The sequence below is a fragment of the Actinophytocola sp. genome (assembly GCF_035942955.1).
Lineage (GTDB): Bacteria > Actinomycetota > Actinomycetes > Mycobacteriales > Pseudonocardiaceae > DASYTH01.
This window is the reverse complement of the sequence record NZ_DASZCQ010000127.1, coordinates 1-14,004: the sequence shown is the minus strand read 5'-3', so window position 1 is coordinate 14,004 and position 14,004 is coordinate 1. Positions and strand designations below refer to the sequence as shown.

Sequence of the window (14,004 nt, the reverse complement as noted above, 5' to 3'; positions counted from 1 at the left end):
GTCCACCGCCGCCACACCGGCAACCCCGCGCCGCACGGCCAAGTCCGGCGCCGGCCCGCGCCCGGCGGCCGAGGTCACGGTGACGCTGCACTCCAACCCCGCCGGTGAGTGGACCGTCGAGGTGGCGGTCGGCAAGAAGCGCACGGTGCGACCCACGCCCGTGCCGCCCGCCGACATCGCCAAGGCGGCCAAGTCGCTGCCGGCCGACGTCGCCGAGGCGGTCGACCGGGCGCTGGAGTCGGCGAGGCGGCAGCAGCAGGAGCGGGTCGCGGCGCTACAGGCCGAGCTGGAGCGCGCCCAACGCGCGCTCAAAGACCTGTCGTGAGTCTGTTGTGGGCGTATAGCACCACAAAGACTCACGACACCGTCACGGGGGACAGGCGGTGCCGTGCCGGGGGACGGTGCCGTCGATGAGGAACGCCCTGGCGGCGTCGGTGGCGCAGGAGGAGTAGCCAAGCGCGCCGTGCCCGCCGCCCTGCCAGGTGACTACCACGGCGTTGTCCAGCTGGCCGGCCGCCCGCTCGGTGCCCGGTAGCGGCGTGACCGGGTCGCTGGCTGTGCCGAGCACGACGATCGGGGGAGCGCCCTTCGCCGTCGGCGTCGGCACCGGGGTGGACGGCACCGGCCATACCCCGCACAGCGCGAGGCGATGCGCGATCACGGTGCCGAACAGGGGGTACTTGGAGGTCCAGTCGCGCGCGATGCCGTTGAGCTGCTCGACGGTCAGCCGGGTCCTGGTGTCGTTGCAGCCGACCACCAGCTCGTTGTCGAACGTGGGCGACTGCCCGTCGGTGCCGAGCACGACCGGTGCGATCAGCGCGCCGAGGCCGCCGCCGGCACCGCGCCGCGCGGCGTCGATGGCCGCGGACAGGGCGGGCCAGGCGCGCCGGTCGGCCAGCCCGACCAGCACCGCGCGCACCGCGACCCCCGGCCCCACCCGGATGCCGTTGGGCGCGCTCAGCGGCTGCGCGCGCAGCTGCGTGAGCAGTGCCGGGAGCGCCTGGTGCGGGTCGGCGCCCAGCTCGCAGCCGCGGTTCACGCAGTCCTCGGCGAAGGCCTGCCAGGTGGCCTGCGCGCCGGCGGCGACGTCCTCGAGGCCGATCACCGCGTCCTGCGCGGCGTCGGGCAGCCCGTCCAACACGAACCGGCCGACCCGGTCGGGGAACCGGTCGGCGTACACGGTCAGCACCCGCGATCCCTCGCCGTGCCCGATGGCGTGCAGCCGCGGCAGGCCGAGTGCCTGCCGCAGCGTGTCGAGGTCGACGGCGGTGCGCCAGGTGTCCAGCGCGGGCAGCTTGCTCTCCAGCTCGATCTGGCACTGCTGTCCGGCGGTCTTGGCCGGGTCGAGCCAGTCGTCGGCGTCGGTGCCGGTCGGGTCGGTGCCGACGATCTCCACGCGGATCTCCGGTGGCACGCAGTCCGGCGGCTCGGTGTTGCCCGTGCCCCGCCGGTCCACGCCGACCAGGGAGAACCGCTGGAAGAAGTCGCGCGGGAGGGTCGTGGCCAGCCGGGCGGCGTAGACCATGCCCGGCTGCCCGCCGACGTCGTTGACCACGACCAGCGGGATCGGCCCGGTCCCGACCTTGAGCACCTGTACGTTGATGAAGCCCCGGCCGGGCGCGTACGGCGAGTCCATCGTGGACCGTACCCGGCCGCACTGGACGCCGAGCCCGGCCGGCAGCGGCGGTTGCTCAATGCGGGCGAGAACGTTGTCCGGGCACGTGTTCCACCGGATGCTCGCCCGCTGCGGCTCCTCGAGCGGCGGCACCGCCGGGGTCGGCGCGTCGCCCGGGGTGCCGGGGGATCCGCCGGGTCCGTCGTTGACGACGATCTCCGGGCGGTCCGACGGGCCGGCCGTGCAGCCGGCGAGCAGGCCGACGGCGGCGACCGAGGCGGCGAGCAGTGACATGCCTCGGCGTCTCATCGTGTGCAGCGTCGCAGCTCCGAGGTGAGGTTGCGGTTAGCAGGCACAATGACCCGTGTGCAGCTACCCGTGATGCCACCCGTCCTGCCCATGCTGGCCAAGCCGGTCGGCGCGATCCCGCCGGACCGGCTCTACGAGCCCAAGTGGGACGGCTTCCGATCGATCATCTTCCGGGACGGCGACGAGGTCGAGATCGGCAGCCGCAACGAGCGGCCGATGACCCGTTACTTCCCCGACGTGGTCACCGCGGTCAAGGCGAACCTGCCGCCGCGCAGCGTGGTGGACGGCGAGATCATCCTGGCCAACCCGGAGACCGGGCGCCTCGACTTCAACCTGCTGTCCCAGCGCATCCACCCGGCCGCGTCCCGGGTGAACATGCTCGCCGAGAAGACCCCGGCCATGTTCATCGCGTTCGACCTGCTCGCCATCGACGACACCGACCTGATGCAGCGACCGTTCGCCGAGCGCCGCGCCGCGCTGGAGGAGGCGCTCAAAGACGTCGAGCCGCCGGTCCACGTGACCCCGGCGACCCGGGACATCGAGGTGGCCCGGCAGTGGTTCGAGATCTTCGAGGGCGCCGGCCTCGACGGGCTGATCGCCAAGCCGCTGGACGGGATCTACGAGCCGGACAAGCGGGTGCTGGCCAAGGTCAAGCACGAGCGCACCGCGGACTGCGTGGTGGCCGGCTACCGGGTGCACAAGAAGGGCCCGGGGCTGATCGGCTCGCTGATGCTCGGGCTCTACACCGACGAGGGCAAGCTCGCCTCGGTCGGCGTGGTCGGCGCCCTTCCGATGGCGCAGCGCAAGGAGCTGTTCGAGGAGCTCCAACCACTGGTCACCGATCTCGCCGACCACCCGTGGAACTGGGCGCGGGAGTTCGGCGACGCGGGCACGTCGCGGCAGTGGGAGGGCAACCGGTGGAACGCCGGCAAGGACATGTCGTTCGTGCCGCTGCGCCCGGAGCGCGTGCTCGAGGTGCGCTACGACTACATGGAGGGCACCCGGTTCCGGCACACCGCGCAGTTCGTCCGCTGGCGCCCGGATCGCGAGCCGCGCTCGTGCACCTACGAGCAGCTCGAGCAGCCGGTGCGGTTCAACCTGGCGGATGTGCTGTCCGGCGGCCGGGTGCAGCTCACCGGCGGCGGTAGCGAAGCATGAGGTGACCGTCCTCGGTGAGCACCGAGGCGAGCTCGAGGGGCACCGGGGCGGCGGACGGCAGCAGCCCGACGGCGATCCGGGTGGCGTCCCCGCTGACCAGCAGCGGCGCGACGGTCAGGCAGAGCTGGTCGACCAGGTTCTCGGCGATCAGCTCGCCGAACAGGTGCGGGCCGCCCTCGCAGTTGACCCGCAGCAGCCCGCGCTCGGCCAGCGCGGCGAGGGCCTTGGACAGATCGACGGTGTGGTCGCCGGCCACCACCACGTCGGCGCCGGCGTCGGTGAGCGCCGCGCGGCGCTCCTCGGGCGCGGCCGAGCAGGTCAGCACGATCGGCGCCGCGGCGGTGTCGGCGACCAGCGGCGAGTCCGGCTCGACCGAGCAGCGGCGGGTGACCACCGCGATCGGCGGCACCTCGGACAGCCCGTGCCGCGCCCGCCGCTCCGCGCGCACCTCGGTGCGCTTGACCCCGCCGTACCCCTCGATGTGCGCGGTGCCGGCGCCCACCATGATCACGTCGGCCAGGTCCCGGCCGAGCGCGAAGATCCGCTTGTCGCCCCGGCTGGACATGCCGGACGATCGACCGTCCACAGTGGACGCCCCGTCGGCGGTGCTGACGAAGTTGACCTGAACCCACGGCGCGGTCAGCGAATCCGGATAGTCGTAGATCCGCTCGAGCTCGGCGCCGTCCAGCTCGACCTGAGGGTCCGGCAGCAGCCTGCGCAACGCCGGGCTCAGGATCGCCTGCGGTGCTCGTCGACCAGCGCCCACACCGAGACCGGGCGCCGGCTGCCGTCCTGCCGGCGCGAGCCGCCGGTGGCCGACCGGGATGGTTGATCGCTCGGGGTGTTCTGCGCTCGGAACTCCCACTGCATCTGGTCGTAGATCGGCGTGTCGGTCACCCGGCATCCCTTTCGAACTCGGCTCAACGCACCCCGCAACAGGTTACGCACCGCGCCAAGATCGGCTCACCCCGCCACGCTGGTTCGCTAGGCGCGCAGTTCGGCGAATCCCTCCTCGCGGGTGCGCACCGGGACGTAGCCCAGCTCCGTGCGCGCCTTGTCGATGTTGATCGTGCACTGTAGACCGGACGCCCACAGCGTGAAGTAGTCCAGCGGCGGCGCGCCCGGCCGGCGCAGCACCTTCCAGACCCGTTCCCCGGCCTCGGCCAGCAGCCGCGCCACCCCGAGCGGCAGGCTCCGGCGCGGCGCCGGGACGCCCTGGGTGTCCAGCAGCTCGGAGACGAACTCCCGGAACACCACCGGTTCACCGTCGGTGACGAAGTACGCCTCGCCCGGCTGGCCCCGCTCCGCGGCCAGCACCAGGCCCTCCACCGCGTTGTCCACGTGGGTGGTGTCGGTCAGGTGCATGCCGCCGCCGATCCAGACGAACCGCCCGACCCGCACGGCGGCCACCAGCTCCGGCAGCACGCTGGTGTCGCCGGCGCCCCAGACGAACCGCGGCCGCACCACCACGGTCTCCAGGGTCTCGGTGGACGCGCTGCGGACGAGCTGCTCGGCCAGCGCCTTGGTGGCCGGGTAGGGCGCGGGGGAGTCGGGGCGTAACGGGGCCGACTCGGTCACGTCGACCAGCGGTTGGCCGGCCATCAGCGCGGCCTCGGTGCCGACGTGCACCAGCCGGCGGACGCCGGCCTTGCGGCACGCGGCGATCACGTTGCGGGTGCCGTCCACGTTCGTGGCGGTGAACTCGGCCATGGTGCCGCCGGGGCCGGTCCACGCGGCGGCGTGGAAGGCGAGATCGGCGCCCTCGGCGGCGGCGACGAGCGCGTCGAGGTCGGACAGGTCTCCGGGCAGCGGCTCGGCGCCGAGCTCGGCGACCCGTGCCGCGGCGCCCTCCGTGCGGGCAAGGGCGCGGACCGTGTGCCCGTCCTCGACCAGGCGCATGATCAGCCGGCCGCCGATGAACCCCGAGCCGCCGGTGACGAACGCTGTTGCCATGGTTCTCACTCTGCCTTATCGGGCAAAACCGTTCGCCGTCCGAGGTTGCGGTAATGAACTATCAAGCCATGGGTTTTCTGGAGGCGAACGGTCTGGGGTTCCGGCTCGACGACGGGCGCCGGCTGTTCCGCGACGTCTCCTTCCGGGTCGGCGCCGGCCAGGTGGTCGCGCTGGTCGGCGCGAACGGCGTGGGCAAGACCACACTGCTGCGCATCCTCGCCGGTGAGCTGGCACCCGGCGACGGCGGGGTGTCGGTGCGGGGCGGCCTCGGCGTGATGCCGCAGTTCGTCGGCTCCGTCCGGGATGCCGACACGACCGTGCGCGACCTGCTGCTCGCCGTGGCGCACCCGGCCCTGCGCGCGGCCGCGGCCGAGCTGGACGCCGCGGAGCTCGCGCTCATGGAGACCGACGACGAACCCACCCAGCTCCGATACGCCCACGCACTGCAGGACTTGGGCGAGGCCGGCGGCTACGACGCCGAGGTCCTGTGGGACACGGTGACCGTCGCCGCACTCGGAATTCCCTTTGACCGGGCCAGGTTCCGGCCGGTGCACACGCTGTCCGGCGGCGAGCAGAAGCGGCTGGTGCTCGAGGCGTTGCTGCGCGGCCAGGACCAGGTGCTGCTGCTCGACGAGCCGGACAACTACCTCGACGTGCCGGGCAAGCGCTGGCTGGAGGAGCGGCTCGCCGAGTCGGCCAAGGCGGTGCTGATGGTCAGCCACGACCGGGAGCTGCTGGCCACCGTGGCCACCCACGTGGTCACCCTCGAGGGGGAGACGGCCTGGGTGCACGGCGGCGGGTTCGGCACCTGGCACGCGGCCAGGGAGGCCCGCCTTGAGCGGATGGCCGAGGTTCGGCTGCGCTGGGACGAGGAGCACGACAAGCTGGTCGAGTTGGTCCGGTGGCTCGGTCAACTCGCGAAGTACCACGAGTCGATGGCCCCGAAGTACAAGGCCGCCCAGACCCGGCTGCGCAAGTTCGAAGAGGCCGGCACGCCTCCGTTGCCGCCGCGCCAGGAACGGGTCAAGCCGCGGCTGCGCGGCGGGCGCACCGGCGTCCGCGCGATCATCTGCGAGCGGCTCGAGCTGACCGGCCTGATGGAGCCGTTCGATCTCGAGGTGTTCTACGGCGACCGTGTGGTCGTGCTGGGCTCCAACGGCTCCGGCAAGAGCCACTTCCTGCGCCTGCTCGCCGGCGACGACGTCGCGCACACCGGCCGGTGGAAGCTGGGCGCCAGGGTGGCGCCCAGCCTGTTCGCCCAGACCCACCGGCATCCCGAGTGGGCGGGCCGGACGCTGCTGGACATCCTCTGGCACGGCGACGGCACCCGATCCGGGATGGACCAGGGCACCGCGTCGGCGGCGCTGTCCCGGTACGGCCTCGCCGGATGCCGCGAGCAGCGGTTCGAGACGCTGTCCGGCGGGCAGCAGGCGCGGTTCCAGATCCTGCTCCTCGAGCTGTCCGGCGCCACCCTGCTGCTGCTCGACGAGCCCACCGACAACCTGGACCTGACCTCTGCCGAGGCGCTCCAGGACGCGCTGGAGGGCTACGCGGGCACGGTCGTCGCGGTGACCCACGACCGCTGGTTCGCCCGCTCGTTCGACCGCTACCTGGTGTTCCGCTCCGACGGTCACGTGTCCGAAGTGGACACTCCGGTCTGGGACGAGACCAGGGTCTCGCGGGCGCGGTAGCGGGCGAAGTACCAGCACAGCGCGCCGGCCGGGAGGAACATCACCACGCCGTACACCGCGGCCGGGATCGCCATCGTGGAGTTGTTCAGCAGCGCGGGGCTCAGCGCGATCGTGATCGCCAGGGTGGCGTTGTGGATGCCGATCTCGAACGACGACGCGATCGCCTGCCGGTGGCTGACCCGGGACAGCCGCGGCACCGCGTAGCCGATCGCCAGGCTCAGCACGCTCAGCAGCAGCGCCACGACGCCGACCTGCTCGAGGAAGCCGCCGATGTTCGCCCGCTCCTGGAACATCGCCACCCCGATCACGGCGACCAGCACCACGATCGAGGCCGCCCGCACCGGTCGGCGCATCCGCTCTGCGAACCCGGCGTACCGGGCCCTGATCCACATCCCGATCGCCACCGGCACCAGCACGATGGCCACCACCTGGGCCATCTTCGCCGGCTGCAGCCCGATCGCTTGATCGGCGCTGCCGCCGTCGTCCAGGAAAACAGCCAGCGCCAGGTTCACCACGATCGGCAGGGTCACCACCGCCAGCACCGAGTTGATCGCCGTCAGGCTGATGTTCAGCGCCACGTCCCCTCGGGCCAGGTGGCTGAAGATGTTCGCGGTCGTGCCGCCGGGCGACGCGGCCAGCAGCATCATGCCCACGGCCAGCAGCGGCGCGAGGTCGAACAGCAGCACCAGACCGAGGCACAGCGCCGGCAGCACCAGGACCTGGCAGGCCAGCGCGATCACCGCGGCCCGCGGTTGGCGCGCCACCCTGGTGAAGTCGCCGACGGTCAGCGAAAGCCCGAGCCCGAGCATGATCACGGCGACCGTGATCGGAAGGAAGACCGTGGTCACGACCGACGACGTCATGGCGGCTCCAACATGCTGTGCAACCAGGTACCAGCCGTTCTCACGGATCGCTCCGTAAACTTGAGGTGAGGTGGACCGTACGCTGAGGAGGTGACGCGTGGCGAGCACGGATGAGCGTCGTTTCGAGGTGCTGCGTGCGATCGTCGCCGAATACGTGTCCAACCACGAGCCCGTGGCGTCCAAGGCCATCGTCGACCGGCACAACCTCGGCGTCTCCAGCGCCACGATCCGCAACGACATGGCCTCGCTCGAGGAGGACGGTTACATCACCCAGCCGCACACCAGCGCCGGCCGCATCCCGACCGACAAGGGCTACCGGCTGTTCGTCGACCGGCTGGCCGAGGTCAAGCCGCTGTCGGTGGCCGAGCGGCGCGCGATCCACTCCTTCCTCGCCGGCGCCATCGACCTCGACGACGTGCTCCGGCGCAGCGTGCGGCTGCTGGCCCAGCTCACCCGGCAGGTCGCCGTGGTCCAGTACCCGACGCTGACCAGGTCCACGGTCCGGCACCTGGAGCTGGTGAAGATCACCCCGGCCCGGGTCATGCTGGTGTTGATCACCGACACGGGCCGGGTGGACCAGCGGATGATCGAGCTCGGCGACGTGATCACCGACGACGACGTCGGGCGGCTGCGCACCATGCTCAACTCCACCCTGGCCGGCCACCGGCTCACCGAGGCCGCGGCCAAGGTGAGCGAGCTGCTCGACGAGTCGCCGTCCGAGCTGCGCGACGCAATGACCCGGCTGTCCACGGTCCTGGTCGAGTCGCTCGTCGAGCATCCGGAGGAGCGCCTCGTGCTCGGCGGCACGGCCAACCTCACCCGCAACGCCGCCGACTTCCCCGGCTCGCTGCGGCAGATCCTCGAGGCGCTCGAGGAGCAGGTCGTGGTGCTCAAGCTGCTCGCCGCGGCTCGGGTGCCCGGAACGGTCACCGTGCGGATCGGGGAGGAGAACGAGGCCGAGGACTTGCGCAGCACGTCTGTGGTTTCGGTCGGCTACGGCTCGCGCGACCTGCTGTTCGGCGGCATGGGCGTGGTCGGGCCGACCAGAATGGACTACCCGGGAACGATCGCGGCGGTCCGAGCCGTTGCGAACTACGTCGGGGAGATCCTGTCCGGGCGGTAACGCCAGGGCGTCGAGCACGAGGTACGAAAGGGAGCCCCGAGGAGCGCCAGGCCGCGAGGGCACCGGGGCAGGAGGACTGGACAAGGTGGCGAGGGACTACTACGGCATCCTCGGGGTGCGCCCGGACGCGACGTCCGATGAGATCAAACGCGCGTACCGCCGGCTGGCCCGCGAGCTGCACCCGGACGTGAACCCTGATGCCGACGCGCAGCAGCGGTTCCGCGACGTCACCGCCGCCTACGAGGTCCTTTCCGACCCGCAGAAGCGCAAGATCGTCGACATGGGCGGCGACCCGCTGGCCAACGGCGGCGGGGCCGGCAGCATGCGCGACCCGTTCGCCGGGTTCGGGCTGGGCGACATCATGGACGCCTTCTTCGGCGCGACCGGCGGCGGTCCGGCGCGGGGTCCGCGCAGCCGGGTCCAGCCGGGCACCGACGCGCTGATCCGGATCGAGCTGACCCTCGAGGAGTGCAACACCGGCGTCAGCCGCGAGCTGACCGTGGACACCGCCGTGGTCTGCGACGTCTGCCGCGGCTCCGGCTGCGCGGACGGCACGGTGCCGCAGACCTGCGACACCTGCGGCGGACGGGGCGAGGTCCAGTCCGTGCAGCGGTCCTTCCTCGGCCAGGTGGTCACCGCGCGCACCTGCCCGGTGTGCCGCGGCCTCGGCGAGGTCATCCCCGACCCGTGCCGGCAGTGCGGCGGCGACGGCCGGGTGCGCGCCCGGCGGACGATCACCGCGAAGATCCCGCCCGGCGTCGCCGACGGCATGCGCGTGCGGCTGTCCGGCCAGGGTGAGGTCGGCCCCGGCGGCGGCCCGGCCGGCGACCTGTACGTCGAGGTCGTCGAGATCCCGCACTCGACCTTCGAGCGCAACGGCGCCGACCTGCACTGCACCCTGCGCATCCCGATGACCACCGCGGCCCTCGGCGCGGTGATCCCCCTCGAGACGTTGGACGGCCCGGTCGAGCTGGAGCTGGAGCCGGGCACCCAGCCGGGCACCGAGCTGCTGCTGCCCGGCCACGGCCTGCCCCGGCTGCGCTCGTCCGGCCGCCTCGACGGCCGCGGCGACCTGTACGTGCACATCGAGGTCGAGATCCCGGCCAAGCTGGACGGCCGCCAGGCGGAGCTGCTCCGCGAGCTGGCCAGCCTGCGCGGCGAGGAGGAGCACACCCTGGCCACCGTGAACGGCAGGGCCGGCGGCGGCATCTTCTCCAGGCTGCGCTCCCGCGGCCGGTGACCACGGCCCCCGTCTTCCTCGTCGACTCGCTGCCTTCCGGCGACCGCTTCGTGCTCGACGGTCCCGAAGGCCACCACGCCGCGACGGTCCGCCGGCTGACTCCCGGCGAGGAGCTGATGCTGGGCGACGGCAAGGGATCCCTTGCGCGCTGCGTCGTCGAGTCCGCCGGCCGCGATGTGCTGGACCTTCGGCTGCTGCGCCGCTGGACCGAGCCCCCGCCGCGGCCCCGGCTGGTCGTCGCCCAGGCCCTGATCAAGGGCGACCGCGGCGAGCTGGCCGTGGAGCTGGCCACCGAGGCCGGCGCCGACGCCGTGATCCCGTGGCGCGCGGCGCGGTCGATCGCCCGGTGGGACGACGGGCCGCGCGGTGCCAAGGCCCTGGCCAGGTGGCGCGGCACCGCCCGGGAGGCCGCCAAGCAGGCCCGCCGCGCCTGGGTCCCGGAGGTGGCCGAGCCGGTCGGCACGATGGGCCTGGCCGAGCTGGTCGCATCCAGCGCCGCCGCCCTGCTCCTCGAGAGCTCCGCGACCACCCCCCTGACGGACCTCACCTGGCCGGATAGCGGCGACCTGCTCATGATCGTCGGCCCGGAGGGCGGCGTCTCACCCGACGAGATCGAGCTGCTGAAAACCGCGGGTGCGCAGGTAGTCCGGCTCGGACCATCGGTCATGCGCGCCTCCACCGCCGCCGCCGTAGCTATCGGTGCGTTAGCAGTTCTCACAGGGCGCTGGCGCTAAGAGCGGAACACGGTCTACTCTTTGACCCAACCGAGGGGTAACACAGGACTTCCGCCGGACACCTCCCCCCTCGGTCCGGCGGCGCCGCGTGGCGGTGGAGCGACCCCCAGGCTTCACCGCTACGCGGCATCCTCGTCCCCGGCCTCTGCCCGCGGAGAGCGCGGGCCCCTTTCCTCGGATGGTGTTTTCTGGGGCCCGGCCCCCAGGCCCCGGCCGGTGGGGCTTCGCCCCCCGGACCCCCCGGGGCCGGCAAAGTCAGGTGCCGGCCGGGTTGCCCGGTGTGGTGGCGCCGGGGCGTGACTCACCTGCGCGAACGCGTCCAGTGGCTACCCGAGTGCGGGACACGCCTGGGATCGCGGTCCCTGGCCCGGTGTGTCTCGCCTTCGGGGAGGCGTGTTGTGCGTTGGTGCAGCCGTGTGTCGCGTTGCGGTAGCCCGGCTGTGCCGCAGCCCTGCGTCTGCCGGGCGATCTTGGCCTGCCGGAGCCCGGCCGGACCCGAGGCCCGTGCGGTTGCCGATAATCTTGCGCGCATGTCTTCGACAGAGGCCGACTGCCTGTTCTGCAAGATCGTCCTTGGGGACATCCCGTCCACGCCGGTGTACGAGACCGGGTTGACGTACGCGTTCCGGGACATCAACGCCCAGGCGGAGATCCATGTGCTCGTCGTGCCGCGGCAACACTACGAGGACGCCGCGGTGCTGGCGTCGGAGGATCCGGCGCTGCTGGCCGAGGTGATGCTGGCGGGCGTGGAGGTGGCCAAGCAGGAGGGGATCGACGAGTCCGGGTACCGGATGGTGTTCAACACCGGCCCGGACGCCGGGCGGACGGTGTTCCACGCGCACCTGCACGTGCTTGGCGGGGAGCAGCTGGGGCTGTTCGGCCGGCCGTACCGGACCGGCTGACGGTTTGTCCCATGCGTGGCGTCGGCCGCTCCGGCTAGCATCAATGGGGACATCACCGAGTCGAGTTGGCGCGCACGCGCAGAAGGCAGGACCGAGAGCACGTGACGGGTACCACAGAGGGCGATCTTGCCCGTACTTCTGGTGCGCCAACGGAGCCCAAGACCGTCGAGTCCGTAGCCCAGTCCCGGTTCGCCGTGCCGGATGACGCCGTGCTCGCCCTGCTCGGCTCGCGCGACGAGAACCTCAAGGCCGCCGAGGAGCTGCTCGACGCCGACATCCATGTGCGCGGCAACGAGGTCACGCTGTCCGGCTCGCCGAGCGACGTGGCGTTCGCCGAGCGCGTCTTCGCCGAGCTCGTCGTGCTGGCCACCCGCGGCCAGCACCTCGGTCCCGACGCGGTCCGCAGGACCGTGAGCATGCTCTCCGCCGGCTCGACCGAGTCCCCGGCCGAGGTGCTCAGCCTCGACATCCTGTCCCGCCGCGGCCGCACCATCCGTCCCAAGACCCTCAACCAGAAGCGCTACGTCGACGCCATCGACGCGCACACCGTGGTGTTCTGCATCGGCCCGGCCGGCACCGGCAAGACCTACCTCGCCATGGCCAAGGCCGTGCAGGCCTTGCAGGCCAAGCAGGTCAACCGGATCATCCTCACCCGCCCCGCCGTCGAGGCGGGCGAACGCCTCGGCTTCCTGCCCGGCACCCTCTACGAGAAGATCGACCCGTACCTGCGCCCCCTCTACGACGCCCTGCACGACATGGTCGACCCCGAGTCGATCCCCCGCCTCATGCAGGCCGGCACCATCGAAGTCGCCCCCCTGGCATACATGCGCGGTCGCACGCTGAACGACGCGTTCATCATTCTCGACGAGGCGCAGAACACGTCGCCGGAGCAGATGAAGATGTTCCTGACCCGGTTGGGGTTCGGCTCCAAGATCGTGGTGACCGGGGACATCACCCAGGTCGACCTGCCCGGCGGCACGGTCAGCGGGCTGCGGGTGGTGCAGGAGATCCTCGATGGGGTCGACGACGTCCACTTCTCGGTGCTGACCAGCCACGACGTGGTGCGGCACAAGCTGGTCGGGCACATCGTGGACGCCTACGACCGCTGGCAGGCGGCCCAGGACGCCAAGGGCGAGGTGCGCGATCCGCGCCGGCGCGGCGCGGTCGGCCAGGCGCGACGGGGACGATGACGGGCCGCGCATGAGTGTCGAGATCGCCAACGAGTCGGGGGTCGCGGTCGACGAGCCCTCCATCGCCGCCGCGGCCCGGTTCGCGCTGGACCGGCTGGGCGTGAGCAAGCTGGCCGAGCTGTCCGTGCTGCTTGTGGAGCTGGACGTGATGGCCGACCTGCACGAGCGGTGGATGGAGCTGCCCGGCCCGACCGACGTGATGGCCTTTCCCATGGACGAGCTGGACTCCGCGCGCCGCCCGGACGCCGCGGACGTCGGCCCGGCCCTGCTCGGCGACATCGTGCTGTGCCCGGCGTTCGCCCGCGAGCAGGCCCGGCAGGCCGGTCACAGCCTGCTCGAGGAGCTGCACCTGCTGACCGTGCACGGCGTGCTGCACCTGCTCGGCTACGACCACGCGGAGCCGGCCGAGGAGCGCGAGATGTTCACGCTGCAGAAGCGGATTCTCGCCGACTTCAGCCAGGCGAGGGCCGAGGCGCGCCGTCGGGCCGCGCAGCGCCGCGAGGACGACCGGCTGCTCGGCGCGGTCGGGCTGAACGAGCCCCGTGGGCGAACCGAGCCCGACGAGGGCTCGTCGGGCTGAGGTGAGGGATCGCGATGTCGGGGTCGGCTGGGTTGTTGGTCATCGCGGTGATCCTTGTGCTCGCCGCCGGCCTGTTCGCCTGTGCCGACGCGGCGCTGTCCGCGTTGTCCCGCGCCAGGGTCGAGGGCATGGTGCGGTCCGGGCAGGCGGGCGCCCGCCAGCTGCTCGCCGTGGTGTCCGAGCGGCCGCGGTACGTCAACCTGTTGCTGCTGCTGCGGTTGAGCTGCGAGCTGGCGGCCACCGTGCTGGTGACCGTCGCGTGCCTGCGCCTGATCGACCCCGGCTGGGCCGGGCTGGCCGCCGCGCTGGGGATGATCGTGGTGAGCTACGTGCTGGTCGGCGTCGGCCCGCGCACGCTAGGCCGGCAGCACCCGTACTCGGTGGGGCTGATCGCGGCCGGTCCGGTGCGGGCGCTCGGCTCGGTGCTCGGCCCGCTGTCCCGGCTGCTGATCCTGATCGGTAACGCGATCACGCCCGGCCGCGGCTTCCGCGAGGGCCCGTTCTCCTCCGAAGTGGAGCTGCGCGAACTCGTCGACATGGCTCAGGAACGCGGGGTGGTCGACGCCGACGAGCGCGAGATGATCCACTCGGTTTTCGAGCTGCGCGGCACGATCGCCCGCGAGGTCATGGTGCCGCGCACCGAGAT

15 protein-coding genes are annotated in these 14,004 nt (G+C 72.3%); 10 read left to right on the top strand and 5 right to left on the bottom strand.

The features are described from left to right. Positions 1–325 (top strand): DUF6319 family protein (locus tag VGX25_RS12445; protein ID WP_326917832.1); only part of this gene is annotated, 325 nt, incomplete at its 5' end. Positions 326–367: 42 nt separating this feature from the next. On the opposite strand, the gene VGX25_RS12440 is transcribed toward VGX25_RS12445, so the two are convergent. After that, positions 368–1,924 (bottom strand): alpha/beta hydrolase, encoded by a 1,557-nt coding sequence (locus tag VGX25_RS12440; RefSeq protein ID WP_326917831.1) that lies wholly within the window; start codon positions 1,922–1,924, stop codon positions 368–370. Positions 1,925–1,981: 57 nt separating this feature from the next. Here VGX25_RS12440 and VGX25_RS12435 point away from each other — a divergent pair, with 57 nt between their 5' ends. Further along, complete coding sequence (locus VGX25_RS12435) at positions 1,982–3,082, top strand: ATP-dependent DNA ligase (RefSeq protein ID WP_326917830.1); 1,101 nt, start codon at positions 1,982–1,984, stop codon at positions 3,080–3,082. On the opposite strand, the gene VGX25_RS12430 is transcribed toward VGX25_RS12435, so the two are convergent. The 3 genes from VGX25_RS12430 to VGX25_RS12420 all read right to left on the bottom strand — a co-directional run bounded on the left by VGX25_RS12430 (position 3,057) and on the right by VGX25_RS12420 (position 5,035). Then, a complete protein-coding gene (locus VGX25_RS12430; RefSeq protein ID WP_326917829.1) occupies positions 3,057–3,803 on the bottom strand; it encodes a pyrimidine reductase family protein in 747 nt (248 codons plus the stop codon). The genes VGX25_RS12435 and VGX25_RS12430 overlap by 26 nt on opposite strands. Before the next feature lie 8 nt (positions 3,804–3,811). Then, positions 3,812–3,979, bottom strand: a complete 168-nt coding sequence (locus VGX25_RS12425; RefSeq protein ID WP_326917828.1) for a hypothetical protein — start codon at positions 3,977–3,979, stop codon at positions 3,812–3,814. 87 nt (positions 3,980–4,066) lie between these two features. Continuing rightward, positions 4,067–5,035 (bottom strand): NAD-dependent epimerase/dehydratase family protein, encoded by a 969-nt coding sequence (locus VGX25_RS12420; protein WP_326917827.1) that lies wholly within the window; start codon positions 5,033–5,035, stop codon positions 4,067–4,069. Between the two features lie 68 nt (positions 5,036–5,103). On the opposite strand from VGX25_RS12420, the gene VGX25_RS12415 reads away from it, so the two are divergent. Further along, positions 5,104–6,726, top strand: a complete 1,623-nt coding sequence (locus VGX25_RS12415) for an ABC-F family ATP-binding cassette domain-containing protein (protein ID WP_326917833.1) — start codon at positions 5,104–5,106, stop codon at positions 6,724–6,726. Here VGX25_RS12415 and VGX25_RS12410 read toward each other — a convergent pair. Next, entirely contained in the window at positions 6,666–7,589 is a 924-nt protein-coding gene (locus VGX25_RS12410) for a bile acid:sodium symporter family protein (protein ID WP_326917826.1), read from the bottom strand. The genes VGX25_RS12415 and VGX25_RS12410 overlap by 61 nt on opposite strands. Before the next feature lie 97 nt (positions 7,590–7,686). Between VGX25_RS12410 and hrcA the strand changes: the two genes are divergently transcribed. The 7 genes from hrcA to VGX25_RS12375 all read left to right on the top strand — a co-directional run. Further along, positions 7,687–8,712 carry a heat-inducible transcriptional repressor HrcA gene (hrcA, locus tag VGX25_RS12405; RefSeq protein WP_326917824.1) on the top strand — a complete coding sequence of 342 codons (1,026 nt, stop codon included), beginning with the start codon at positions 7,687–7,689 and terminating at the stop codon, positions 8,710–8,712. 85 nt (positions 8,713–8,797) lie between these two features. After that, entirely contained in the window at positions 8,798–9,952 is a 1,155-nt protein-coding gene (gene dnaJ, locus VGX25_RS12400; RefSeq protein ID WP_326917823.1) for a molecular chaperone DnaJ, read from the top strand. After that, positions 9,949–10,686, top strand: a complete 738-nt coding sequence (locus tag VGX25_RS12395; RefSeq protein ID WP_326917822.1) for a 16S rRNA (uracil(1498)-N(3))-methyltransferase — start codon at positions 9,949–9,951, stop codon at positions 10,684–10,686. The genes dnaJ and VGX25_RS12395 overlap by 4 nt, the downstream gene beginning before the upstream one ends. Positions 10,687–11,216: 530 nt before the next feature. After that, positions 11,217–11,588, top strand: a complete 372-nt coding sequence (locus VGX25_RS12390) for a histidine triad nucleotide-binding protein (RefSeq protein WP_326917821.1) — start codon at positions 11,217–11,219, stop codon at positions 11,586–11,588. 101 nt (positions 11,589–11,689) lie between these two features. Then, on the top strand, positions 11,690–12,778 hold the full coding sequence (locus VGX25_RS12385; protein WP_326917820.1) for a PhoH family protein: 1,089 nt from the start codon (positions 11,690–11,692) through the stop codon (positions 12,776–12,778). Between the two features lie 10 nt (positions 12,779–12,788). After that, positions 12,789–13,358: an rRNA maturation RNase YbeY gene (ybeY, locus tag VGX25_RS12380; protein ID WP_326917819.1), complete on the top strand. Its 570-nt coding sequence runs from the start codon at positions 12,789–12,791 to the stop codon at positions 13,356–13,358. Between the two features lie 14 nt (positions 13,359–13,372). Further along, positions 13,373–14,004 (top strand): CNNM domain-containing protein (locus tag VGX25_RS12375; protein ID WP_326917818.1); only part of this gene is annotated, 632 nt, incomplete at its 3' end.

Coding starts and splice junctions, on each gene's coding strand:
- VGX25_RS12440 (WP_326917831.1), bottom strand. CDS start 1,924: ATGAGACGCCGAGGCATGTCACTGCTCGCCGCCTCGGTCGCCGCCGTC.
- VGX25_RS12420 (WP_326917827.1), bottom strand. CDS start 5,035: ATGGCAACAGCGTTCGTCACCGGCGGCTCGGGGTTCATCGGCGGCCGG.
- VGX25_RS12415 (WP_326917833.1), top strand. CDS start 5,104: ATGGGTTTTCTGGAGGCGAACGGTCTGGGGTTCCGGCTCGACGACGGG.
- VGX25_RS12410 (WP_326917826.1), bottom strand. CDS start 7,589: ATGACGTCGTCGGTCGTGACCACGGTCTTCCTTCCGATCACGGTCGCC.
- VGX25_RS12390 (WP_326917821.1), top strand. CDS start 11,217: ATGTCTTCGACAGAGGCCGACTGCCTGTTCTGCAAGATCGTCCTTGGG.
- ybeY (WP_326917819.1), top strand. CDS start 12,789: ATGAGTGTCGAGATCGCCAACGAGTCGGGGGTCGCGGTCGACGAGCCC.